General features: G+C 66.6%; 21 protein-coding genes, 2 tRNA genes and 1 pseudogene. 8 read left to right on the top strand and 16 right to left on the bottom strand.

All coding sequences use genetic code 11. From position 1 onward, the window contains the following. The first annotated feature begins 3 nt into the window (after positions 1-3). Both FE256_RS08665 and FE256_RS08670 read left to right on the top strand, forming a co-directional pair. Positions 4-1659, top strand: a complete 1656-nt coding sequence (locus FE256_RS08665; protein WP_252370948.1) for an AMP-binding protein — start codon at positions 4-6, stop codon at positions 1657-1659. A 65-nt stretch (positions 1660-1724) separates the two neighbouring features. After that, positions 1725-2628: pseudogene (locus FE256_RS08670) on the top strand (IS5 family transposase). Here FE256_RS08670 and FE256_RS08675 read toward each other — a convergent pair. After that, on the bottom strand, positions 2625-3053 hold the full coding sequence (locus FE256_RS08675) for an SRPBCC family protein (RefSeq protein WP_240663950.1): 429 nt from the start codon (positions 3051-3053) through the stop codon (positions 2625-2627). The pseudogene FE256_RS08670 and the gene FE256_RS08675 sit on opposite strands and share 4 nt — an antisense overlap. Before the next feature lie 79 nt (positions 3054-3132). Here FE256_RS08675 and FE256_RS08680 point away from each other — a divergent pair, with 79 nt between their 5' ends. Genes FE256_RS08680 through FE256_RS08690 form a run of 3 tightly spaced genes read left to right on the top strand, consistent with a single transcriptional unit; the run spans position 3133 to position 6322 of the window. Beyond that, complete coding sequence (locus FE256_RS08680; protein ID WP_138174734.1) at positions 3133-3795, top strand: TetR/AcrR family transcriptional regulator; 663 nt, start codon at positions 3133-3135, stop codon at positions 3793-3795. Positions 3796-3840: 45 nt separating this feature from the next. Continuing rightward, positions 3841-4932 (top strand): zinc-binding dehydrogenase, encoded by a 1092-nt coding sequence (locus FE256_RS08685; protein WP_138174736.1) that lies wholly within the window; start codon positions 3841-3843, stop codon positions 4930-4932. A 13-nt stretch (positions 4933-4945) separates the two neighbouring features. After that, entirely contained in the window at positions 4946-6322 is a 1377-nt protein-coding gene (locus tag FE256_RS08690) for an NAD-dependent succinate-semialdehyde dehydrogenase (protein ID WP_138174769.1), read from the top strand. A 72-nt stretch (positions 6323-6394) separates the two neighbouring features. Here FE256_RS08690 and FE256_RS08695 read toward each other — a convergent pair whose 3' ends face one another. From FE256_RS08695 to FE256_RS08745, 11 genes are all read right to left on the bottom strand, one after another. After that, the gene (locus FE256_RS08695; RefSeq protein WP_138174738.1) at positions 6395-7162 is read right to left on the bottom strand and encodes an SDR family NAD(P)-dependent oxidoreductase; all 768 of its coding nucleotides are present in this window, start codon (positions 7160-7162) and stop codon (positions 6395-6397) included. 39 nt (positions 7163-7201) lie between these two features. Next, positions 7202-8617 (bottom strand): MFS transporter, encoded by a 1416-nt coding sequence (locus FE256_RS08700; RefSeq protein ID WP_171024267.1) that lies wholly within the window; start codon positions 8615-8617, stop codon positions 7202-7204. Between the two features lie 216 nt (positions 8618-8833). Then, entirely contained in the window at positions 8834-9748 is a 915-nt protein-coding gene (locus FE256_RS08705; RefSeq protein ID WP_138174742.1) for a LysR family transcriptional regulator, read from the bottom strand. A gap of 23 nt (positions 9749-9771) precedes the next feature. After that, a complete protein-coding gene (locus FE256_RS08710; RefSeq protein WP_171024268.1) occupies positions 9772-10539 on the bottom strand; it encodes an HpcH/HpaI aldolase family protein in 768 nt (255 codons plus the stop codon). A gap of 25 nt (positions 10540-10564) precedes the next feature. Beyond that, the gene (locus FE256_RS08715; protein WP_138174746.1) at positions 10565-11698 is read right to left on the bottom strand and encodes a zinc-dependent alcohol dehydrogenase; all 1134 of its coding nucleotides are present in this window, start codon (positions 11696-11698) and stop codon (positions 10565-10567) included. 43 nt (positions 11699-11741) lie between these two features. Continuing rightward, positions 11742-12296: a nuclear transport factor 2 family protein gene (locus FE256_RS08720; protein WP_138174748.1), complete on the bottom strand. Its 555-nt coding sequence runs from the start codon at positions 12294-12296 to the stop codon at positions 11742-11744. 103 nt (positions 12297-12399) lie between these two features. Then, positions 12400-13374 carry a cyclase family protein gene (locus FE256_RS08725; RefSeq protein WP_138174750.1) on the bottom strand — a complete coding sequence of 325 codons (975 nt, stop codon included), beginning with the start codon at positions 13372-13374 and terminating at the stop codon, positions 12400-12402. Next, positions 13361-14335: a LysR family transcriptional regulator gene (locus FE256_RS08730; RefSeq protein ID WP_138174752.1), complete on the bottom strand. Its 975-nt coding sequence runs from the start codon at positions 14333-14335 to the stop codon at positions 13361-13363. The genes FE256_RS08725 and FE256_RS08730 overlap by 14 nt, the downstream gene beginning before the upstream one ends. A gap of 9 nt (positions 14336-14344) precedes the next feature. Continuing rightward, a complete protein-coding gene (locus tag FE256_RS08735) occupies positions 14345-14833 on the bottom strand; it encodes an HtaA domain-containing protein (protein ID WP_138174754.1) in 489 nt (162 codons plus the stop codon). Continuing rightward, positions 14833-15147, bottom strand: a complete 315-nt coding sequence (locus FE256_RS08740) for a 2Fe-2S iron-sulfur cluster-binding protein (protein ID WP_138174756.1) — start codon at positions 15145-15147, stop codon at positions 14833-14835. The genes FE256_RS08735 and FE256_RS08740 overlap by 1 nt, the downstream gene beginning before the upstream one ends. Next, positions 15144-16421: a cytochrome P450 gene (locus FE256_RS08745; protein WP_171024269.1), complete on the bottom strand. Its 1278-nt coding sequence runs from the start codon at positions 16419-16421 to the stop codon at positions 15144-15146. Before FE256_RS08745 ends, FE256_RS08740 begins: the two co-directional genes overlap by 4 nt. A 236-nt stretch (positions 16422-16657) precedes the next feature. Here FE256_RS08745 and FE256_RS08750 point away from each other — a divergent pair, with 236 nt between their 5' ends. Both FE256_RS08750 and FE256_RS08755 read left to right on the top strand, forming a co-directional pair. After that, positions 16658-17905, top strand: coding sequence for an NAD(P)/FAD-dependent oxidoreductase (locus FE256_RS08750; RefSeq protein WP_212743501.1), 1248 nt, complete (start codon positions 16658-16660; stop codon positions 17903-17905). A 71-nt stretch (positions 17906-17976) separates the two neighbouring features. After that, on the top strand, positions 17977-18273 hold the full coding sequence (locus FE256_RS08755; protein ID WP_138174762.1) for an ArsR/SmtB family transcription factor: 297 nt from the start codon (positions 17977-17979) through the stop codon (positions 18271-18273). Positions 18274-18447: 174 nt separating this feature from the next. Here FE256_RS08755 and FE256_RS08760 read toward each other — a convergent pair. From FE256_RS08760 to FE256_RS08775, 4 genes are all read right to left on the bottom strand, one after another. After that, positions 18448-18521 (bottom strand) — tRNA-Met (locus tag FE256_RS08760). Between the two features lie 31 nt (positions 18522-18552). After that, positions 18553-18624, bottom strand: a tRNA-Thr gene (locus FE256_RS08765). Between the two features lie 65 nt (positions 18625-18689). Next, positions 18690-20066, bottom strand: coding sequence for a M23 family metallopeptidase (locus FE256_RS08770; protein WP_252370949.1), 1377 nt, complete (start codon positions 20064-20066; stop codon positions 18690-18692). A gap of 290 nt (positions 20067-20356) precedes the next feature. Further along, entirely contained in the window at positions 20357-21154 is a 798-nt protein-coding gene (locus FE256_RS08775) for an inositol monophosphatase family protein (RefSeq protein ID WP_138174764.1), read from the bottom strand. Between the two features lie 61 nt (positions 21155-21215). Between FE256_RS08775 and FE256_RS08780 the strand changes: the two genes are divergently transcribed. Beyond that, the coding region (locus FE256_RS08780) for a phytoene desaturase family protein (protein WP_138174766.1) at positions 21216-22799 on the top strand (1584 nt) is incomplete at its 3' end.

Consider the following 22799-nt stretch of genomic DNA (forward strand, 5'->3'; position numbering starts at 1 on the left):
TCGGTGCCGACGCCCGCGCCTGCCGGCGAAGGGGTGCAGGTTGCGCGCGCCCCGTGGGCCGAGCTTCCGGAACTCGTCGCCGAGGTGGAGGAGCTGAGATCGCGATTCTCGGACCCGGCGCTGAGCGTCGCGCAGATCTTGTGCGACGCCCACGACCCGACCAAGATCGCCTTCACTGTCATCGACCAGGAGCTTCGGGTCGAGCACCTCACCTACGGAGAGTTGGCGGATCGTTCACGGCGTCTGGCGCACGCTCTGCAGGAGCACGGAGTGGAGGGGGGAAGCCGGGTCGCTGTGCTGATGGGCAAGTCGCGGCAGCTTCCCATCGTCCTCCTGGCCTGTTGGCGCCTCGGGGCCGTGATCGTTCCCCTCTTCACCGCCTTCGCCGCGCCCGCCGTCCTCGCGCGGGTGAAGAAGGCCGGAGCTGACCTCGTCGTCGCCGACCCCGACCAGCGAGCGAAACTCGAGGACGCGGATGTGCGTGTCCTGGAAACCGGCCCCGGCCTGGACGAGCTCGCCGACAGACACGATGCGCTCAACGGCGACGTCGCAATCGGGTCGGACGGACTGTTCATCCAGCTCTACACCTCCGGGACGACGGGCGTGCCCAAGGCTGTCGGTGTACCCGCTTTCGCGATCGGCGCCTTCATCTCCTACATGAGGTACGGGCTCGACCTCTCCGAGCAGGATGTGTTCTGGAACGCCGCCGATCCCGGGTGGGCATACGGCCTCTACTTCGGCATCGTGGGACCGCTCGCGGTGGGACAGTCCAACATTCTGCTGCGCGGCAAATTCTCCCCGCCGTTGACGAAGCGGTGCCTTGACGCTCTGCGGGTGACGAACTTCGCCGCGTCCCCCACGGTCTACCGAGCCCTCAAGAAGGAGGGGGTGGTGCTCGCGGCTCACCTCCGCGTTGCCTCCTCAGCGGGCGAGCCTCTCACGCCCGACGTCACGGCGTGGGCCCCCGAGGCTCTCGGCACACAGGTTCGGGACCACTGGGGTCAGACCGAACAGGGCATGGCGGTGGCAGATCTTTGGGATGTCCGAGTCCGACATGCGGTGCCTCCCGGGTCGATGGGCACGGCACTGCCCGGGTTCACCGCAGGGATCGTCGATGGCTCGCTGGCGTTGTCGCTGGTCCGGAGCCCACTCATGTGGTTCACCGGATACGTCGACGCACCGCAGCAGACGAAGGAACGGTTCACCCGGGATGGGGCCTGGTACCTGACCGGTGATACCGGGCGGCTCGAAGGCCCTCATCTCTTCTTCTCGGCGCGAGACGACGACGTCATCCTCGCCGCCGGGTACCGTATCGCGCCCTTCGATATCGAGAGCATCATCGCGAAGGACCCGAGTGTCGCGGAGGTCGCCGTCGTCGGAAGGCCCGACCCGCTTCGCGGGGAAGCGGTCGAGGCTTTCATCGTGCCCGTGGCCGGATCGCGGATGGAGGGGCTGGAAGAACGAGTGCAACGGGCGGTGCGTGAAGGATACGGCGCACACGCCTACCCGCGGAAAGTCCACGTCGTCGAGGCACTCCCCCGGACGGCCAGCGGCAAAGTGCAGCGATTCCTCCTGCGGGAGGCGCCGACGAACGCGTCCTCTCCGACAGCGGCTCCACCGATCGGCCCTTCGCTGGACGGGACGCCCGCACCGAGCTGAACGTCCGCGAGCAGGCACTTCGGAGGGGTCTGCACTAGGGCGTGTTGCTAAACCCATCTGATGGGTTGTTCGGCGAGTCTTGGAACGTGTCTCGCGATGTGATCTCGGATGAAGCCTGGGCTGTGATCGGCCCGTTGTTCCCGAGGGTGAAGTCGACGGGGCGTCCGCCGGTGGATCGGCGCACGGTCGTCGAGGCGACGGCGTGGCGGTTCCGCACCGGCGCGCCGTGGCGGGACGTGCCGGAGCGGTTCGGGAACTGGAACACGATCTACAAGAACTTCAACCGGTGGTCCGAGCAGGGCGTGTGGGCACGAGTTCTGGAGAAGACGCAGTCCCTCGCACAGGAGTCCGGTGACCTGGATTGGGTCGCGTCGATCGACTCCACGATCGTGCGTGTGCACCAGCACGGCGCGACACGTCCCCGCGTCACAGGGGGCTCTGTCGATCTACAAAAAGTTCGGTGACGAGCCGCCCGATCACGCGATCGGCCGCTCCCGAGGCGGCCTGACCACCAAGAACCACTTGGTCTGCGATGGGAAAGGACGGGCTCTCTCGTTCATCCTCACCCCCGGGCAGGCAGCGGACACCAGCATGCTGACCGCGACGCTGAGCGAGATCCGCGTCCCCGGAGCGAGAGGCAGGCCACGGACCCGGCCGGACCGGGTCATGGCGGACAAGGGCTACCCGTCCAAGGCGAACCGGGCCTGGCTACGAGAGCGTGGGATCGCTGCGACGATCCCTGAGCGGGACGATCAGATCGCTCACCGACGCAAGCGCCGAGGGAGACCGATCGATTTCGGTGACCAACAGCGCGCCCGCTACCGCGGCCGCAACGTCGTCGAACGCTGCTTCAACAAGCTCAAGCAGTGGCGCGGGATCGCGATGCGCTCAGACAAGACCGCCCGCAACTACCACGCAGGCCTCTGCCTCGCCGCAACCCTCCACTGGCTCACCAGCAGCGTTCGCTAATCATCGACGTCGACTGCTTCACCCTCGCTCGTCCGCTTCAATCGCGCCAAATGGTATCGCCACCCCGCCTCGTGTTCCGCAGGCAACGAGTGCGGGGTCCGAGCGCGGGAGAATCCTGACTCGGTGAGCGTGACCAAGGTCGCCTGTCCGTGCGTTACCAGCTCGATCACGACGTCGAGCGGGTGATCCCAGCCCTGTTCGGTCCAACTGAATCCGAGAACATACGGCTCGTTGCATCGCGTGACGCTCCCCGTCGCGCTTACCTGTCGGCCTTCCTCTACCCAGGTCTCGACGAGCGGCGAGCCGACGGCCGCCTCGAAGCGCATCTCGGGCCACCATGCGCCACGTCCAGCCGTCAAGAATCGCCAGACGACCTCGACGGACGCATCAATGTCCGCCACCACCGTCACCGAATCACGAAGCACGCGACCAAGCTATCGCTCCGGCCGAAGCCTTTAGCAACACGCCCTAGCACCCGACGCCAGACAATGAGACACTTGTCTCATGACTGTCGTCGAAGGAGATGCCCGACACCTCAGGTCGAGGGCCCGCCTCCACGAGGCAGCGCTCGCGGCCGCGACGGAGAAACCGATCGCCGAGGTGACCGCGACGGACCTAGCAGCCAGAGCGTCTATCGGTCGGGCCACCTTCTACCGGCATACCGACTCGCCCTCCCGGCTGCTCGACGAGGCGCTGAGAGCCGAGCTCGACGCGCTGCGGAGCGAGGCGCTGAGAGACATGCCGAACGAGGCCTTCGAACGTCGCCGTCGGTTCGAGGCGACGCTCGTGAAGGTGGTCGAACACGTCATCGAGCGTGAGGCGATCTATGGGCCCGCATTGCTCACCGACTCCGCCCCCGGTGTCGCGACCATGCTTCTCGGGCATGTGCGGGAGTCGGTGATGCAGGCGCAGCGAGAGATCGGACTCAGCTTCTGGAACGGCGATGAGACCCTTCCCTTCGACTCCGATGCCGATCGCTTCGCCGAGGCGGCTGCGACCGGTTTCGCTTACCTGTTCGTCGGGGTGCTGGTGAGTTGGCTCCCGCGCGAGGGCCATCGAGACCCCCACGATTTCCTTCGTCTGTTCAACACGCTTGCCCCGCGGTGGTGGTTGACGGCGGACGCAGATTCGACACCTCTGGACGAAGTGGACACGGAGCTCAACTGAGGGATGCCTCCCGGCATCCCCATTCGACGATGAATGGAGAGCACAATGAAAGCAGCCTTGACCCGCGAAGTAGGCGAGGGTTTTGAAACGGTAGAAATCGACATCGCCGACCCAATCGGCCGCGAGGTGCTGGTCGACGTCAAGGCCTCCGGCCTGTGCCTGACCGACCACTCCCTGATGGCGAATGACTTCGGCTTTCCGCTTCCCGCGGTCTACGGACACGAACTCGCCGGGGTGGTGATCGGCGTCGGCCCGGAGGTGAGTGATTTTCAGCTCGGCGACCACGTCGTGGGCTGCCTGGTTCAGTGGTGTGGGAGGTGCCAACCCTGCATCGAAGGATTGCAGACCGATTGCCTGAACCCGCTTGCGGTCGAGCGCAGCGAAGGCGAGGGCCCTCGCCTTTTCAGCGCTGACGGGCCGGTGTACCAGGCGATGGGCCTCAGCGGATTCGCGGAGAAGGCGCTCGTGCACGAGAATCAACTGGCGCGGGTGAACAAAGAGATCCCCTTCTCTCGAGCAGCGTTGCTCGGCTGCGGCACAGTTACCGGAGCAGGCGCGGTCATCAACAGCGCGAAGGTGAGGCCGGGCGACACGGTCGCCGTGATCGGCACCGGCGGGGTCGGCCTGAACGCCATCGCCGCGGCCCAGCTCTCCGGCGCCAAGATGATCATCGCGGTCGATATCCAGGATTCCAAGCTTGCGATGGCCCGTCGCTTCGGCGCCACGCACACCGTCAACCCGGGCGACAACGACACGGTGGAGGAGATTCGCCGGCTGAGTGGGGGCGGGGTCGACTTCGCTTTCGAGATCATCGGGCTCCCCGCCACTCAGATGCAGGCGATCGCTGCGGTGAAGACCAGCGGTACGGCGATCCTCGTCGGTATGGGCAAGCCCGGCGCGAAGATCGAGATCGAGACGTCGGCGGCCTTTCTGGCGACCCACAAGACGATCAAAGCCGTGATGATGGGCTCGACGAACCTCAAGCGCGACATCCCGTTCTACGCCGACATGTACGTGGCGGGTCGTTACAACCTCGACGATCTCGTCACGAACGAGATCTCGATCGATGAGATCGACGAAGCCTACGACGCGCTGTCGACCGGCACCGTCATCCGTTCGGTCATCACGAAGTTCTGAGGGCGGTGCACGCATGTCATACACAAGCCTGAACCCGTACTCAGGAGAGGTGCTCCTCTCCGTCCCCGACGCGACTGATGCCGAGATCGACGCTGCGCTCGAGACCGCCCATGCCTCCTATCTGAGATGGCGAGCCACACCCATCGCGGAACGCGTCGCCGTGCTGGCGCGTGCCGCCGAGCTCGTGAAGGAGCGTCGGGTCGAGCTCGGCCGCCTCTCAACGTTGGAAATGGGCCGCCTGCTCGGTGAATCCTTACGCGAAGTCGACATCTCCCAGTCCATCTTCGATTACTACGCCGAGAACGCCGAGCACCTCCTGAAGCCGAAGCCCGTAGCGACGGTTGCGGGCGAAGCGGAGGTCCATTTCGATCCGCTCGGCATCGTGTTCGCTGTCGAGCCGTGGAACGCACCCTTCTACCAGGTGGTCCGGGTTCTTGCACCGCAGATCGCGGTGGGGAACGCTGTCATCTTGAAGCACGCCAACATCGTGCCGCAGTGCGCACAGGCGCTTTCCCAGTTGATGCTCGATGCGGGACTGCCCGAGGGCGTGTTCACGAACGTGTACGCCACGCATGCGCAGTCGGAACGCATCATCGCCGATGAGCGCGTCCGTGGTGTCACGCTCACGGGGAGCGAGACAGCGGGATCGATCGTCGCCGCCCAGGCTGGTGCCGCACTCACCAAGTCGGTGCTCGAGCTGGGCGGCTCCGACGCGATGATCGTGCTCGAAGACGCGAACCTCGACCTCACCGTCACGTGTGCGGCGATGGGCCGGATGGCGCAGAGTGGTCAGATCTGCATCTCACCCAAACGGATCATCGTCGTCGATTCGCGGTACGACGAGTTCCTCGAACGCTACCGGCTGGCGCTCTCAGGGTTGCGTGGTGGTGATCCCCTCGCGGAGGAAACGACCGTCGGACCGCTCTCGTCGCGGGCCGCAGCTGAACGCGTGAAGGAACAGCTTCGACGTGCCGTCGACCATGGCGCCACCCTCATCGAGGTCGGGGAGCCTGTGCCGGACATCCCGACCTTCGTCCAGCCGACCATCCTCACCGGGGTGGAACGGAACAACCCGATCTATTACGAGGAGATATTCGGGCCGGTTCCCATGGTGTTCCGAGTGGCCGACGAGGCGGCGGCTCTCGAGCTGGCGAATGATTCGCCGTTCGGCCTCGCAGGTTCCGTCTACTCCGAGGACGTCGCCCACGCTCAGGAGGTGGCGAAGCGAATCGAGACCGGAATGGTCTGGATCAACACGCCCCCGGGAACGACTCCGGATCTGCCGTTCGGTGGCATCAAGCGCTCGGGGTACGGCCACGAACTGGGCGAGGCGGGTCTGAAGGAGTTCGCCAACCAGAAACTGATCGTCACACCACAGCGCCTGGAGTGATGTGAAGCGCCCGACCCCGCGCATTCCCTCGACACGAGGGGGAGTGCGCGGGGTCGGGCGCTCTCGCGGGCCTCAGAGGAGCTCGAACCCGCCTCCCACGTGGAGCGTCGTCCCGTGGACGTAGGACGCGAGGTCGCTCGCGATCCAGAGTGTCGCTTGAGCCACCTCGCGGGGTTCGCCCAGACGGCCTACGAGGCTGACGGAGGGCACCATCTCCTCGATCGTGCGATTCTGCGTCGCCAGAACGGCATCCAGCATCGGCGTCCGGATCGCGCCCGGCGCGATGGAGTTGACCCGGATGTTCTGGGGGCCGAACTCCAGCGCCGCGGCCCTGGTCAACCCGACGACACCATGTTTGGCGGCGATGTATCCCGAACTGTTGAGGGTCGGTTTGAAGCCGTTGATCGACGAGATGTTGACGATGGTCCCCCCGCCTTGCCGCACGAACTGGCGGATCTCGTGCTTCATGCACAGTGCGGTGCCCTTGAGGTCGACCGCCATGAGCCTGTCCCAGTACTGTTCGTCGAATTCATCGATCGGTGACGAGTCCGGCTTGAGGGCGGCATTGTTGACCGCGATGTCGAGGCGGCCATATTCCGCGACGGTGGCCGCGACGAGTGCCTCCACCTCGACACCCCTCGAGATGTCGACCCTGTGGAACATGGCCTCCCCGCCCGTCGCCACGATGTCGTCGGCGGTCCGGCGTCCGAGTTCCTCATTGAAGTCCGCGACCACCACCTTCGCTCCGGCTTCGGCGAACAGGATTGCCGTCTCGCGCCCCATGCCCATGGCCGCACCGGTGACGATGGTGACCTTGTCCTGCACGATGGGAAATGTCATTCATCTGCCTTTCTCATAGAAGTGACTCCTGTGTCTCGGTCAGCGAACGCGGACGTTCGGAGTCCGCTCCGTCGAAACCTCGCCGAGCACGGAGGCGTCGGAGATCGCTTCCAATGACCGGTTCGTCGTCTTGGGACCGAAGACGCCCGCGACGATCCCCGCCGCCAGGAGCCCGATGGCGAGGACGGAGTAGAGGATCTGATAGCCGAAGCCCGTGTAGATGGCGGCGACACTGACCCCCGCGATGATGCCCGCGATGCGGGCGAAACCGCTCACGACGCCGAACCCCGCGCCCCGGACGTTCGTGGGGAAGACCTCGGGGACGTAGGTGTACAGCACCACCCCCATCACGGAGAACCCGAGCTGAGCGCCGAACCCCGCGACGAGGCTCGTCGTCGGATCGGAAGCGAAGGCGAAGACGACGAGAGAGCCCGCCCCGAGCAGAGATGCCAGGAGCATCGTGGTCTTGCGCTCGATCTTGTCTGCGACGAAGAACATCAGAAGCGGCCCCGCGACGGTGGAGAAGGAGAGCACCGTCGCGAACCGCAGGGCGTCCGCCTGCGCCGCCCCCTGATCGACCAGGATCGTCGGGACCCACGAGATGAACCCGTAGTTGCAGTAGATGTAGAGGAAGAACGCGACGGACGTGACGATCAGGCGCTTCAGAATGTCGGGACGGAGCAGGTCACGCAACGACCCCCGGGGCGGCGCAGGCACGTCCGCTTCCAGCGGGCCGAGCGGTTTGCCACTCCGAGCGGCGGAGCGTTCGAGACCGACGACCACACGCTCCGCCTCGCTGTTCTTGCCGTTGATGAGCAGCCAGCGGACGCTCTCCGGAAGCCAGAGCGCGGCGACGATGGCGATGACGAGGCCGGCAGCACCGATACCGAAGACGATGCGCCAGGCCTCCACACCCGTGGGGGCGATCGCCAGCGCGGCAAGGGAGGTCACGGGGGCCCCGACGAAACCCAGGAAGGTCACCACGGCGAGCGAGCGGCCGCGGGCGAAGCGGGGGAACATCTCGCCCGCGTAGACGAGCAGAACGCCCGTCGCCGCCTGCACGCCGACTCCGGTCAAGACGCGACCGACGGCCAGCACCTCGAAGTTCGGAGCGAACGCGCAGACGAGGGACATGAGCGAGTAGAACACGGAGCCCCAGATGAGGACCGGCCGTCTGCCGAACCGGTCGGAGAGGTTTCCTCCGACCAGCGCACCGATCAGCATTCCCACGAAGACGGCGGAGGTGATGAGTCCGACCTCGGCGATCGACATCCCCCAGTTCGCCCGGATCGACGGCGCGACGTAGGCGAAGACGGTGTTGTCGAAGACCTCGATGAGCATCGCTATGCCGAGAACGATGAGCCACATGACGTGGTTTCGTGTCAGGGGGAGGCGATCGAGACGCGCACTGAGTCTCAGGTCGTCGGGAATCGACGGGAGTGGCGTATGAGACATCTTCTTTGATCCTCTCTGGTGGGCTTCCGCACGCGATGACGTGCGGATGACTGACGCAAGGTCGCGTGGGCCGACGCGCGGCTGGGCCGGCTGGTCGGGCGTCCTCGGGCTTGTGGTCAGGTCATCACGGAGGCGGATTCGCCGTCCAATACGGTTTGCGCGACGTTCGATGCGTCGATCGCATGGAAGGCGGCCGAGCATCCCATCGGCGTCGGCTCAGGGCTGCGGGTCCTGTGCGACAAGAGATTCATTCACCAAAGAGAGGAGACTCTGCGCGACACGGAGTGCGCCCTCGGGGCTCCGCCGTTGCGCTGCCCGCACGAGACCCCAGTCGAGGGGGAGCTCACGGATATCAGAGCCGGGAACCCGAACCAGTCCGAATTCGGGTCTGATGACGGGCAGGAAGGCGCTGCCGATGACCACATGATCCGTCTCCCCCGCAAGGCGGGCGAGGAAGTCGTAGTTGTCCATCTCGAGCGCCGGCCCCCGGGTGCGGATGCCCGGCAGGATGCGGTCGATGTCCAGGTCGCGGATGAACGCCCCGGCCGCGACGGGGAACGCGGGGAGCGCCGATCGGTCACGGCTGTCTACAAGAGGATGCCCCGGTCGAACCAGAGCGCACAGGTCGCCGCCGGGCACTCGTGACACGAGGAAGTGGTGGGCTGCCGCGAACCCGTTCGACTCCCGCGGGATACCACCGAGGAAGAAGTCGATCTGACCGCTTCGAAGAAGAGCGCGGAGACCATCGTTGGATTCGACGACCACTCGGACACCGGACACGGAGGCATCCAGCTGTCGAAGAAGGCGCGGAAGAAAGAGTGCCGCCGCGATCGACCCCATTCCGAAGCGCACGGTTCGCGGTCCGTGGCGACCGAATGCCGCCAACGCATCGGAGTCCGCCTCACTCCGCCGCAGGACGTGTTCCGCCATCTCGACGAAGTCAGCGCCTTCCTCCGTCAACCGCGCCCCGAATCGTCCCCGCTCGAAGATCTGGATTCCGTACTGCGATTCCACGGCCTGAACGCTTCGGGTGAGGGTGGACTGGGAGAGGGGGATGCTGGCTGCGGCGGCGTTGTAATTGCCCTCGCGTGCGATGGTGACCACGTGGGCGAGCCGAATGAGATCGAGCACCGTCCCCTCCCCCGCCACTGCCCTCAGCTCGAGGAACTCGCTCGGAACCCCGCGAGGGACTTCTGCGCGGCCGTACGGAGCGTACTGAGATCGCTGTCGAGGCTGCCGAAGTCGGCGAGGGCATCGAAGCCGTAGCCGAGGGGAGCCCCGACGCGCACACCGTGCTCATGAGCGGTGGTCGCGACCTTCTCCCAGAGGACGACGAGCTGATCGATGTCTCGTTCCATGTCGATACCGAGGTCCTGCGACAGGTCCGCGAGTCCGAAGAAGAGGTAATCCACGCCGTCGACGGCACAGATCTCCGCCACGTTCTCCACCCCGCGCATCGTCTCGATGAGGGGGATCAGAAGGACGTTCTCGTTCGTCGTGCGCGAATGCGCCGCCCACCCCTCGCCCGTGAAATTCGTCGCGGGCACGACGGGGCACATGCCTCGGCCGCCTTTTCGGTACTGAGAGGCGAGGACCGCACGCTCGGCCATCGCGCCCGTCTCGATCTTCGGCACCATGATCCCTTGCGCACCCGCGTCGAGCGACTGCTGGATGAGCGTGGGATTGTTCTCGAGGACGCGCACGACAGCGACCGCGCCGTTGGCCTGCGCGGCCATGAGGTGAGCCCGCATGTCCGAGTTGTCCATCACACCGTGCTCTCGGTCGATGAGGACCCAGTCGAAGCCGACGTCCGCGTAGAGCGCGGTCACGGCAGCGTCCGTAGACATGACGAATGCCCCGGCCGGCACCGATCCGGCGTCGATCAGCCGATCGAATTCCGCCCGTGCGAGAAGACCTGTCATTGTCATTCCTTTCTGTATGGAACGGTCACGAGGCGGCGCGGAATTCGGGCTCGACCACGATGTTGATGGCGTTCTCCCCCTCGACCCGACCCTGAAGAACCTCGAGCGCGAGGGGCAACTGGTCGAACCCGAACGTGTGCGTCCGGAGTTCGTGCAGGGGCAGGGAACCACTGATCACGAGGTCTGCGGCCATCTGCTGCGCCTCGTGGCTGGTCCCGAGCACCCCGATCATGCGGATGCCCTTGGTCGTGACGGCGTCGATCGGGAACTGCGTCAGCGGGCGTCCCTTGATCCCGGCGCTGGCGAGGGTCCCCCCGGTGCGCAGCATCCGGATGGCATCCAGGATCGGCTGCTCGGCTCCCGGGGACGTGTCGATGACGATGTCGAAGCCGCTGCCGCCGGTGAGCTCGGCGCCGCGGGCCACGACGTCGTCCGCCTCGACGTCGACGACGACATCGGCTCCCAGGCGAGTGGCCAGCGCGAGCTTGTGCGCGTCGCGGGAGAGCCCCGTCGCCAGGATGGCTCCGGCGCCGGCGGCCTTGGCCGCGGCCACGCACGCGAGCCCCCGCTGGCCGGAGCCGAGAACGGCGACTTTCGATCCGAGCGTCACCCCGGCATCCTTCACCGCCCATTGGATGCCACTGGCGAGAGGGTTCCACAGGGCAGCGTCCAGCGCGCTCACCTCATTCGGAAACGTGTAGAGGATGGCGTTCGGATCAATGTACACGTGGGTCGAGTAGCCGCCCCACAGTCCCGCGCCGATCGTGGTGGGAATGAAGCCGTAACAGCTGCGCACCCACGGCATGCCCTGGCAGAACTGAGGCTGCGACCGGCGACACGCGTCGCAGTTGCCGCAGGAGCGCCACGGGTTCACCGCGACCCGATCCCCGACCCGGAGATCCTTGCGACCGGCGATCCCCTCCCCCACGTCTTCGATGACACCCACGATCTCGTGCCCGTTGATGCGCGGATACTGCGACATGTCCGCAGGGTCGAAACCGCCGCCGTGCCCTTCGAACGCGTCGATGTCGCTGGCGCAGATGCCGTTGGCTTCGACGCGGAGAAGGGCGGATCCCGGGATGAGCCGCGGAAGCGGGATCTCCTGGAATTCGGTGTCGGTCGGTCCGGTCTGGACGAGTGCGGTGGCCGTGGCGCTCATTCGTGTGCTCCTTCGATCGATGCGTTCGGGTGCTCGGGCGGGTTCACAAGCCCAACCGGGCGCGGAGCTGAAGTGCCGGGTCATCGGCATCGCGCGTTCCGACGGCGAAGCCGGAGGCCATCCCGAGCTCGTCGCTTCCGACCGTCTTGGATGCGGAGCCGGGAATGGTGGTCCGGCTCTGAATGGCCCACCGGCCGTCCTTCCGCGTGAAGTGGTCGGCGTACCGACCGGAGGAGAACATCTCGAACGGACCCGCGTTGACGCCGGCGGCGAAGAGGCTCGCCTGCGGGTTCACGCTCTGCCAGACGATGAAGTAGGTCTCGACGAACGCCGAGTCGGCGTCGGCGAACTCGATCGTGGTGTTGCTGACGTGGTGCGCCGAGTAGGTGATGGTCTCGTGACGCTTCGACACCCACTCGATGAATCCGTCGACCCCGCCCTTGTACGCGCCGTGATCGTCGATCCCGTCCGCATGGAACACCTCCTTGAGGATGCCCAGCTCCAGGCGGTCCACCGCTCGGCAGAACTGGTGGACGCGGTGGTGGATCTCGGCGCGGTCTGCCAGTCGATCCGGTGTGAACTGATCGTTCGTGGTCATGGTGGTGCTCCTTGGGGTCGTCAATCGGTTGCGGCGAAGGTGCGTTCCGCGCCCGGCGGGCACGGCGAACGAAGCCCTCGGCGGGAGGGCGGGAGAAAGCGCGTCAGAGGACGGCGACGGGGTTGAGCGGACTCGAAGTGGCTCCGACGAACCGCCACGGCAGGGCGGTGAGAAGGAAGTCCCATTGCTGCTGCTCGGCACAGGCGCCGGCCAGCTCGGTCAGGTCGAGGTTGTCCATCAACCACAACCCCATGGCGACGAGACTCACCGCGTGGATGGGCCGGACGAAATCGAAGTCATCCACGGCCGAGGGTTGGACGTCGTGGGTGCCATCGGCACCCATCACGGCGATATCCCGCTCATGAAGGAAGGGCAGGCAGGATTCGCTCAGCCCCGCTTGCACCCCGTCGAGCGGACCGCGCTTGCCGTCGACGTACAGCGGACCCTCGGACGTGATCGCGGCCGCGTTGCCCGTGTGGATGAGGAGAGCATCACCGCTTCGAACCTCGACCCCCTGTCGCTTCTCTGCGGCGATCAAGTCGTCGGGGGTCACGGCGTAGCCCCGCTCCACGTGGGGGACGCCGAACAGTCCCGCGATATCGAGGAGAACCCCACGGGTGATGATTCCCCGAGAAGCATCCGCCACGGAGAGGTGCGCCGAGCCGACCACATCGTTCGACTCGCTCGCCGAGAAGCCGTTGTAGAACAAGCCGTCCCAGTAGTAGTGCCCCAGTCCATCGAGGTGCGCATTGCCCCCGTGAGGGCTGATGACGATCTCCTCTCCGACCGCATCCCACCTCGCGGTCCTCCCGAGGACGTGTTGCACCTCGCCGATCTTGGACTGCCGCTGGACGTTGGTCACGCCGGAGTGCAACGGATCGGGATGGGCGGAGTCGAGGTTGCGTGCCAGCGAGATAGCGGTACCCGTCCTGACCGCCTTCATGGCTTCGAGGCGCACCTCGGGGGTGATGAGGTTGAGGGTGCCGAATCGGTCGTCCGTTCCCCAACGGCCCCAGTTCGAGAGAGTGGAGAAGTACTCCTCGATCTGCTGCGTCCTCTCGAGTTCATTGAGGGTCATGTTCGCGTTCGCTTTCTCGCCGCTGTCCTTGCGGCAGTTGTGGTGAAGGGAAGATCTGATCCGGCGCCGTGGTCGCGGCCAGGTACTCGGCTCGGAGCTCCTCGATGAAGCTCTCGGCGGCATGCGACAGGCGCGCGCCCGCGAGCGAGAAGATGTGGAGCTCGCTGTACGGCGCGGCGAGTTCGAGTGAGACGGGAAGACGCACGAGCCCCTCTTCCGCGCGCATCAACGAACTGATCAGGATGGCGGAGGAGTTGCGCGCGATCTCGGCGAGAATCTCGTAGTTGTCGACCTGCATCGTCGTCGAGAAGAGGTAGCGGTCCCGTTCATTCCCCAGAGAGATGAGGTTTTCGTCCCAGGCGGTGCCGGAGATCCGCGGGAACGCGGAGAGATCGTTGCTCGACAAGGTCTCCCGGCCGGCGAGAGGGTGGCCCGGCCGGACGTAGAAATTGGGCCGGAACGTGGCGAAGACGCTCTGGCGCATCCGTGTCGGCCGGTACTTCAGGGGTGCCAAGCCGAGGTAGAACTCGATATCGCCGTCCAGGAGCAGACTCGTCATGAGGTCGGACGTCGTCGTGCAGACGCTGATCGCGAGGTTGGGTTCCGATCCCAGGCGTCGCTGCAAGAGCGTGGGCAGCAGAGCCGCTCCCAACATCGGGCCGATCCCCAACCGGAGGCGCCGGACGGGTCGTTCCGCCACCCCCGAGACGCTCGACTCGAGATCGTCCAACTGAGCGAGCAGGTCCTCTGCCCGCTCGTAGAGGTCGGTGCCGGCCAGGGTCAGGCTGACCCCCGTCTTACCCCGCTCCCTGTCGAGCAGTCGCGTTCCGAGGTGTTCTTCGAGCGCCTGGATGCTGCGAGACAGGGCGGATTGGGTCATATTCAGCTCTTGCGATGCGCGGGTGAAGTTACCCACGCGCACGAGAACCGAGAACTGGCGCAGCCGGTGCATGTCGATCATGGGGCGACCCTAGCCTCGGGTGGCCGCGGCGATCTCTGACGGCGGTTGAACGCCGACGAACCTCACCGGATCGAGGAGTGAGCCCGGGACGTACACCCCGTCGAACAGCCGCGCTCCGGAAGGTGCCAGTCGGGTTTCGAGCGTCCGGAACCCCCTCCCGTCGTCGCCGTCATCAGCGGAGTCGGTCTCCGTCAGAACGCACAGCGGAAGACGCGCGCGCGGCTGGCTGCGGGACGTGGGATCGAGGATCGTGAGCACCCACCCCTCGCCCTCGCGCTCCACCCACGGGTCTTCGATCCGAAGCTCCAGCAAGCCGCTGTACGCCGACAGAGCGACGCGGCCCGAGAAACGCACGACCTCCCCTTCGTGCGCCAGCGGGAAGAAGAAGCCTGCGCCGTCGATCCGCGCACCGCCGTCGGCCGTCTCGCGACCGTCGTCGATGCCCGCGACGTAGTCCCGGAAGCTCCGCTTGAGCCCCCAGGTGAGGCCCCGCGTCATCACTCTTCTCCAGCGATACGGGCCCGCAGTCCGTGGAGGTCGGGACGGACCGTGATCTGACAGGCGAGACGGCTGCACTCGGTGGCACTGTCGACCATCTCGAGAAGATCGCGCTCCTCGTTCGATTGCGGGTCGACCCCGTGCACCGCAGGGTCGATGAAGACATGACAGGTGCCGCAGGAGAGTTCGCCACCGCACTCGCCGACGATCTCGGGGATGTCGTTCTGCAGGGCGACGCGCATCAGCGACTCGCCGTCTTCCGCATCGACCTGACGCTCGGTACCGTCCGGAAGCACGTAGGTGATCGATGTCATCGTGCACCTGCCGGAGTGGGCGAGACGGCGGCGGGCGTGTAGCTCACCTTCATCGATGTGAAGCCGTTGACGCCGACGTCGGCGATCCAGGCCGGCTCCGCGTCGGACACGGGCTGGATGTCGGGGAAGGTCTCGAGAACCCGCGGGATGAGGGTCGCGAGCTCGAGTCGGGCGAGCGCCCGACCGAGGCAGAGGTGGATGCCGGCGCCGAAAGCGAGCGAATCGTTCGGCGTCCGCGTGATGTCGAAGGTGTGCGGATCGGGGAACGCTGTTTCGTCTTTGTTCGCCGAGGCAAGGAATCCGATGGCCCAATCGCCGGTCTTGATCCGCTTACCGTGGAAGTCGAAATCGCGCGTCGCCACGCGCAGACGGCTCTTCGTCGGGGTACCCCAGCGAAGGACCTCCTCGATGGCCGACTTCGTGAGACTGCGGTCCGCCATGAGCGCGATCCGCTGATCGGGGTTCGTCATGAATCCCCACAGGCCGACGGCAGCGGCGTTACGCGTCGTCTCGAGACCGCCCCCGATCATGGTGACGAACCACGTGCGCATCTCGTGAATGCTCAACGGGTCTCCATCGATCTGGAGCTGACCGATGATGGTCGCGAAGTCGTCCTGGGGGTTCTTCCTCCGCTCCAGCGCGAGGTCCTGGCAGTAGTCGATGAGCTTCTGCATGCCGAAGTTGGACGTTGCCACCGGGTCCCCGTCGATGACCCATCGAGGGTCGGCCGCCGCGAGCCACTGCCATGAGGCTTCCCGGAGGTAGGGCCAGTCGGATTCGGGAACCCCGAGCATCCGCAGGATCACCTTCACCGGCAGTTCCGCGGCGATGTCCTCGACGAGATCGCATTCGCCACGGTCGGCGACATCGGCGATGATCTCGTCGACGATGCTCGAGATCTCGCTTCCCAAGCGACCGATCGCGGGAACGCTGAAGTGCTTGTTGATCGGTGCGCGGTACACGTCGTGCATCGGGTTGTCGTTGGTGGCGATGTTGATATCCCACCCCTGAGCGTGGCGCTCTTCGGGCGTCCGGCGCTTCGGAGAGCGCGTGATGCGCGTGTCCCACCTGTTGCTGAAGAGGTCGTCGCGGAGGAGGTACTCCTTCACGTCCTCGTACCGCGTGATACTCCAGTGGTTGCGACCGTAGAACTCGTTCTCGGTCCAGTGCACGGGATCTTCGTCGCGCATCATCTTGAACGTGTCGTGGTAATCGCGAGTCGTGTACCACTGGGGGTTCAGGATCTCGTTGTCGATCTTCTGCCAGTCGGTCATCATTGTCCTTCCGCAAACTGTCATCCCATGGTCACCTCAGCATTTTCGACCGTCCAATTCCGGTATCTCGGCGCAAACATTCCTCACAGTCATGACCACCGACCCATGAGCCACGGGAATAACTCGCTCCCGACAGTCGCATTGGACGCGGCCGTACTCCCGATGTTGGGTAGGTGAACGCCGCGACAAGGTTGTTCGGAAACACCGGCCCGGTGCGCGGAGGAATGAGATTCGACGTGGGTCCGTCATACGACGTCTTGATCGTGGGAGCCGGCCAGGCCGGTGTGCAGGCTGCTGTATCGCTCCGGCAGGGAGGGTTCGGCGGAACCGTGTGCCTGCTGAGCGCCGAGGATCACCTTCCTTACGAGCGACCCCCGCTCTCGAAAGCCTTCCTACAGGGCGCCGCCGAGCCCGAGGAGTTCCTCCTGCGCAGCTCGGACGCGTTGGCGAAGAACTCGATCGATCTCCGACGGGGCCTCGCTGTCGAATCGGTGGATGCCGAGTCTCACTCCGTGATGCTCGAGGACGGGGAGTCCATCGAGTACGGCCGGCTGATTTGGGCTGCCGGCGGCCGAGCGAGGACGATCTCCCTGCCGGGTGCGGATCTGGACGGCGTGCTGTCCGTGCGCACGCTCGACGACGCCTCGAAGCTGCGGGACAGGATGGCGACCGCTCGGAATGCCGTCATCATCGGCGGCGGATACGTCGGTCTCGAGACCGCTGCCGCGCTGCGGAAACACGGCATCGCCGTCACTGTCGTGGAGGCACAGGAACGACTGCTCGCGCGAGTGACGTGCGCCGAGATCTCGCAGTTCTACGCGGATCTGCATCGGGCTCATGGAGCGACGGTCCTGCTGTCGAGCGGCGTCTCGCAGATCGTGGGCGACAACGGCCGCGTGCGCGCTGTCGAGGTGGTCGACGGCACGATGACCCCTGCGGATCTCGTCATCGTCGGGGTGGGACTGATTCCCAACGTCGAGCCGCTGGCTGTCGCCGGCGCGCGGGTGAGCAACGGGATCGACGTCGACGGCGACTTCCGCACGTCGCTTCCTGACGTGTTCGCGATCGGAGACTGCGCGAACTACGAGAGCGCATATGCTCACGACCAGCGCGTGCGCCTGGAATCGGTGCCGAACGCGATCGAGCACGGAAAGGCCGTCGCCTCCGCGATCCTCGGGACGGAGCGGCCGAAGACGGCAGCACCGTGGTTCTGGTCTCACCAGTACGACGTGAAGTTGCAGACGGTCGGCCTCCAGGGTGGACACGATGAGGCCGTCCTCCGTGGCAGCGTCGACGATCCTTCGTTCAGCGTGATCTATCTCCGTGACAGCACGGTGATCGCCCTGGACTGTGTCAACTCGGTCGCCGATTTCGCGCAGGGAAAGCAACTGGTCAAGCAGGGAACCCGTGTGTCTTCGGCGGATCTTTCGAACACCGCTGTTCCGCTGAAGAATCACCTTCAGACGTCGGCCGTCGGGCAGTAAGCGGCTGTGACCACGCTCGAGACGGGGATCGATCCGGCCGCCGGCCGCCGGCGAGCCGCGAGGGATGGGGTATGAGCGACCCCGAACGCCTCGCGCAGATCTTCACGGCTCTGGGTAACGGCATCCGGCTCGAGTTGATGTCGGAAGTCGCCGCAGCATCGAACGGCGAATCGCGATCGGTTTCCTCGCTCGCAGCGGCTCTGGAGATCTCCCGTTTCACGGCGTCTCACCACCTGGCCGTTCTGCGTTCGGCCCATCTCGTGGATGCACACCGGGACGGCCTGTCGCTCCGCCACCAGGTCAACGCATCGACGATGACGTGCATCGAGGATTGGTATCTTCCATTCGTCGACACCTCGGCGCGGTGAGATAGGCGGCTTTGCAGCGCTCCCGAGCGCACGGGCCATACGTCGTCGTTGTCCGCCGTGGCGCGACGAGATCCGGAAGCGCTGGCGGTGAGTTTGCGCGCCTGCGATGACGAGGGCGACAATACGCCGACACGTGGGTACCGTGGCGATGAGAGGGTTAGCCCGTCTGAGATGTAGCGGGAGCGGGGCTTGAACCCGCGACCTCACGATTATGAGTCGTGCGCTCTCACCAACTGAGCTACCCCGCCGCGCGGCATCCCCTGCGAGGGAGATGCTGTGAGCCCCGAGTCAGGATTGAACTGACGACCCCTTCCTTACCATGGAAGTGCTCTGCCACTGAGCTATCGGGGCGTACCCGGATCACTCCGGGCAACTAGAAGAGGATATCAGAGCGAAGCCGTCATCCTCGAATCGAGTCAGCCTCCCGTGTGCTGCCGCAGCCACGGGAGCGGGTCGATCGGCGTCGTTCCGTTCTGCAGCAGCTCGAAGTGCGTGTGAGCGCCGAAGGAACGGCCCGTGTTGCCGGTGCGGCCGAGGAAGGTGCCGACCTTGACCTTCTGGCCCGGCGTGACCTGGAGCGAACCGTACTGCATGTGGGCGTAGCGGCTCGAGATGAGCTGACCGTCGATCTCGTGGTCGATCAGGACGGTGACGCCAAACGCGTCGCCGCTCTCGGTGGCGATGCGGACCGTGCCGTCGGCGATCGCCTGCACCGGGGATCCCTCACCCGGGACGAAGTCGACGCCCTCGTGCATACGGCCGTCACGCATGCCGAAGCCGTACGTGATCGGCACGCCCACCGCGAAAGGCCACTGGATGGCGGCGGTGGGGTCGTTGACGAAGAAGTTGGAGAAGTTCGAGATGCCGGAGTCGGCGGCCATCTGCGCGTACGTCGCCGAGCTGTAGCCGTCGGCGCGGTCGACAACGCCGGCCTGCGCCTCCGCTGGGGCGACGTAGGCCTGGACGGCCCCGCCGGACACATCGCCGCTCGCCGCGAGGCTGCGGGTCGACGTCTCGACGGATGCGACGCTCGCGGTGCCGCTCGCCGAGGCGAGAGCGCTGACCGGCATGGTCATCCCCACGGTCATCAGACCGACGAGACCCATGACGCCGACCGAGAACGACGCTGCGGCGATACGGCGACCGTTGCGACGACGGAGACCGGCGCTCACCGGCAGGCCCTGCGTGACCGGACGCGTCGCCTGGGCGACGGGCGCGGGGGACTGCACGGCGGTCTCGCCCGTGAAGGCGAACAGGCGCGCGGCGGCCACGAACTCGTCGGACGTGGGATCAGCGGCATCCGGCTCGTCGACCACAGGTTCTTCGACCCGTGCGGCAGGCTCGGCATCCTGGGCCACGGCCTCCGATGCCCCGACGGGGCGCGGGGTCTCGGCATCCACCGGACGACGGCGGCCACGACGCGTCACCGGAAGGGTGATCGGCGAGGTCGGCAGCGCCACCGGGGTGGTCGCCTCGGTCGCATCGGCGCTCTGCAGAATGACGGCCACGGCGTCGTCGGAGCGCTGCTCGTCGACGACGGTGACCTCGAGAGCCTCGGATGCCGGGGCCTCGGATGCCGGGGCCTCGGTCGTCGCGGTCTGCGACGCCGCGGGGGCGGCGGAGCTCGCAGCGGCACGAGACGAACGACGGCGGGGGGCGGGGAGAGTCGGTTCGATCGTGGCGGCGATCACGGTCTCGACGACAGCGGCGGCGACCTGCTCGATGATCTCAGGCTGAGACACTGCTTCGGCGTCGACCGGGGCCGGGTCAAGGGCGGCGGGCTCGGAGACCACGGGGGACTCATCGGCCACCACGACGGGGGCGGTGCGGCGACGCCTCTCAGCCCGCGTCAGCTCGGTTGCGGCGGGCGCGGTGGAGGGTCGACTGGATCGCCGAGTGCGGGCGGGATCAGTCTCGGGGGCTTCTGACGGCAACGCGCGGGGGCTCTCGTGTCGTGTCGCGAGCGCGACGGCTTCGGGCTTTCGGGGCTTTTGCCATTTCCGCTGATTCGGGTGAGCGAAAATAACGATCAGGTAAACACACTACCCCGGGACGTCTGAGAATGCCATGAACGCTCCGCGCTTCACTCCTCGGTCTCGAGCGCGTCCGCGAGGCGGTCGTAGAACCCGGGACCCGCGGCGATGACCATGCCCTTGCCGGGCCGACCGCCCGGCGAACCGCCCACCACTCCACCGGCTTCCTCCACGAGCAGCACACCCGCGGCGTGATCCCAGGGGTTGGTCCCCTTCTCGTAGTAGGCATCCACGCGTCCGGCAGCCACCGACGCCAGATCCAAGGATGCCGCGCCGATACGGCGGATGTCGCGGGCGACCGGCATGACGCGCGCGAGACGCTCCAGGGTCGGGGCGTGGGTGGCGGGGTCGTAGCCGAAGCCGGTCGCGACGAGACCCCCGGCGGGGCCGACCTCATCGTTGACGGCGAGACGCTCCTCCCCCAGCCAGGCGCCGCCGCCGCGAGTCGCGTGGAACATCTCGCCCGAGACCGGGTTGTAGACGACCCCGGCGATGGCGGTCCACTCGGCCGGATCGGCCGAGCCCTCGACGGCCGCGATGCTCACGGCCCACGCGGGGATGCCGTAGGCGTAGTTCACCGTGCCGTCGATCGGGTCGACGACCCAGGTCACACCGCTGGAGCTCTCGTGCGCATCGGACTCCTCACCGAAGAAACCGTCCTCCGGGCGCTCGCGTTCGAGTTCGGCGCGGATGAAGGCCTCGACCTCGCGGTCGGCGGCCGTCACGATGTCGGCTGCGACCGACTTCGTCGCGATCTCGACCCCCTCGCGGCGGCGGCGCGCGGCGAGATCCCCGGCTTCACGGGCGATGCGGGTGGCGATGTCGAGCAGATCTGCGGCGAGCGTCATGGCATCCACGCTACTGGTCCACCCCCTCTCCGGATCCGGGGACGATCGTTACCGTGGGCAGATGAGCGCCACCGAGTCCACTCGCTACGACGTCGTCATCGTCGGCGGGGGGCACAACGCCCTCGTCGCCGCGGCCTACCTCGCCCGCGCCGGTCGATCGGTGGTGATCCTGGAGAGACAGGATGCCGTCGGCGGCGCGGCCGTGTCGGAACGACCGTGGCCGGGGGTCGACGCGCGGCTGTCGCGGTACTCGTATCTCGTGAGCCTGCTGCCGCAGAAGATCATCGACGACCTCGGACTGCGCATCGATCTGCGCCGCCGGAGGTACTCCTCGTACACTCCCGATCCGTCCGACCCCACGCGCGGCATCTTGATCGACACCCAGGATGCCGAGGCGACCGCCGCCTCGTTCGCCCGGACACTCGGCGACACCGGTGAGGCCGAGAGGTTCGCCGCCTTCGGCGAGCGCTTGGCACCGCTGGGGCGCGCCGTGTTCCCGACGATGACCGAGCCGCTGCCCACCGCCGACGAGATGCGCGAACGGGTCGGCGACGACGAGCTCTGGACGGCGCTGACAGAGCGGCCGCTGGGCGACCTGCTGCGAGCATCGCTGCGCAGCGACATCGCCCGGGGCATCGCGCTGACCGACGGTCTCATCGGCACGTTCGCGTCGGCGGACGACGCCTCCCTCGCACAGAACCGCTGCTTTCTGTACCACGTCATCGGCGGCGAGACCGGGCACTGGGACGTCCCGGTCGGCGGCATGGGAGCGGTGACCGCGGAACTCGAACGGGCCGCGCGCGAGGCGGGCGCCGACATCCGCACGGGCGTCGAGGTGACGTCGGTCTCACCGTCCGGTGAGGTGCACATCGTGACCGATCGCTCCGAGACCTACGTCGGAGAGGTCGTGCTCAGCGGAGTGGGACGGGCCGTTCTCGCGCGCCTGCTCACCGCCGGGGGGACCTCCACCGAAGCCCCCGAGACCGAGGGCGCGCAGGTCAAGGTCAACATGCTCCTGTCACGCCTGCCACGCTTGAAGGACACCTCGGTCGCCCTCGAGGCCGCCTTCGCGGGCACCTTCCACGTCAACGAGACCATGACGCAATTGGAGGCCGCCTACGTCGCGGCATCCGCGGGCCTCGTCCCCGATCCGCTGCCCGCCGAGATCTACTGCCACTCGCTCACGGACCCCTCCATCCTCGGCCCGGACCTGCGGGCGAGCGGAGCACAGACCCTCACTCTGTTCGGACTGCAGGTGCCGCACCGCCTGATCGACGGCGAGGATCCCGTTGCCGCGGGAGCCCGACTGCTCGCCGCCGCCCAGCGGTCGCTGGACTCCGTGCTCGCCGAACCCCTGCGGGACTGCATCGTCGAGGCCCCCGACGGGCGGCTGTGCATCGAAGCGCGCACCACCAGCGACCTCGAACGGTCGCTCGGCATGGTCGGCGGCGACATCTTCCACGGCGCACTGGCATGGCCGTGGCGCGAGGGCACTTCGGAGAGGGATGCCGCGTCGCTCGGCCCCGCGGAGCGCTGGGGCGTCGAGACGGGCCACGCGCGCGTGCTCATCTGCGGCTCGAGCGCGCGACGCGGAGGCGCCGTGAGCGGCATCGGCGGACAGAACGCCGCGATGGCGGCGCTGGAG

Source organism: Microbacterium sp. 5K110 (genome assembly GCF_005774735.1).
Lineage (GTDB): Bacteria > Actinomycetota > Actinomycetes > Actinomycetales > Microbacteriaceae > Microbacterium.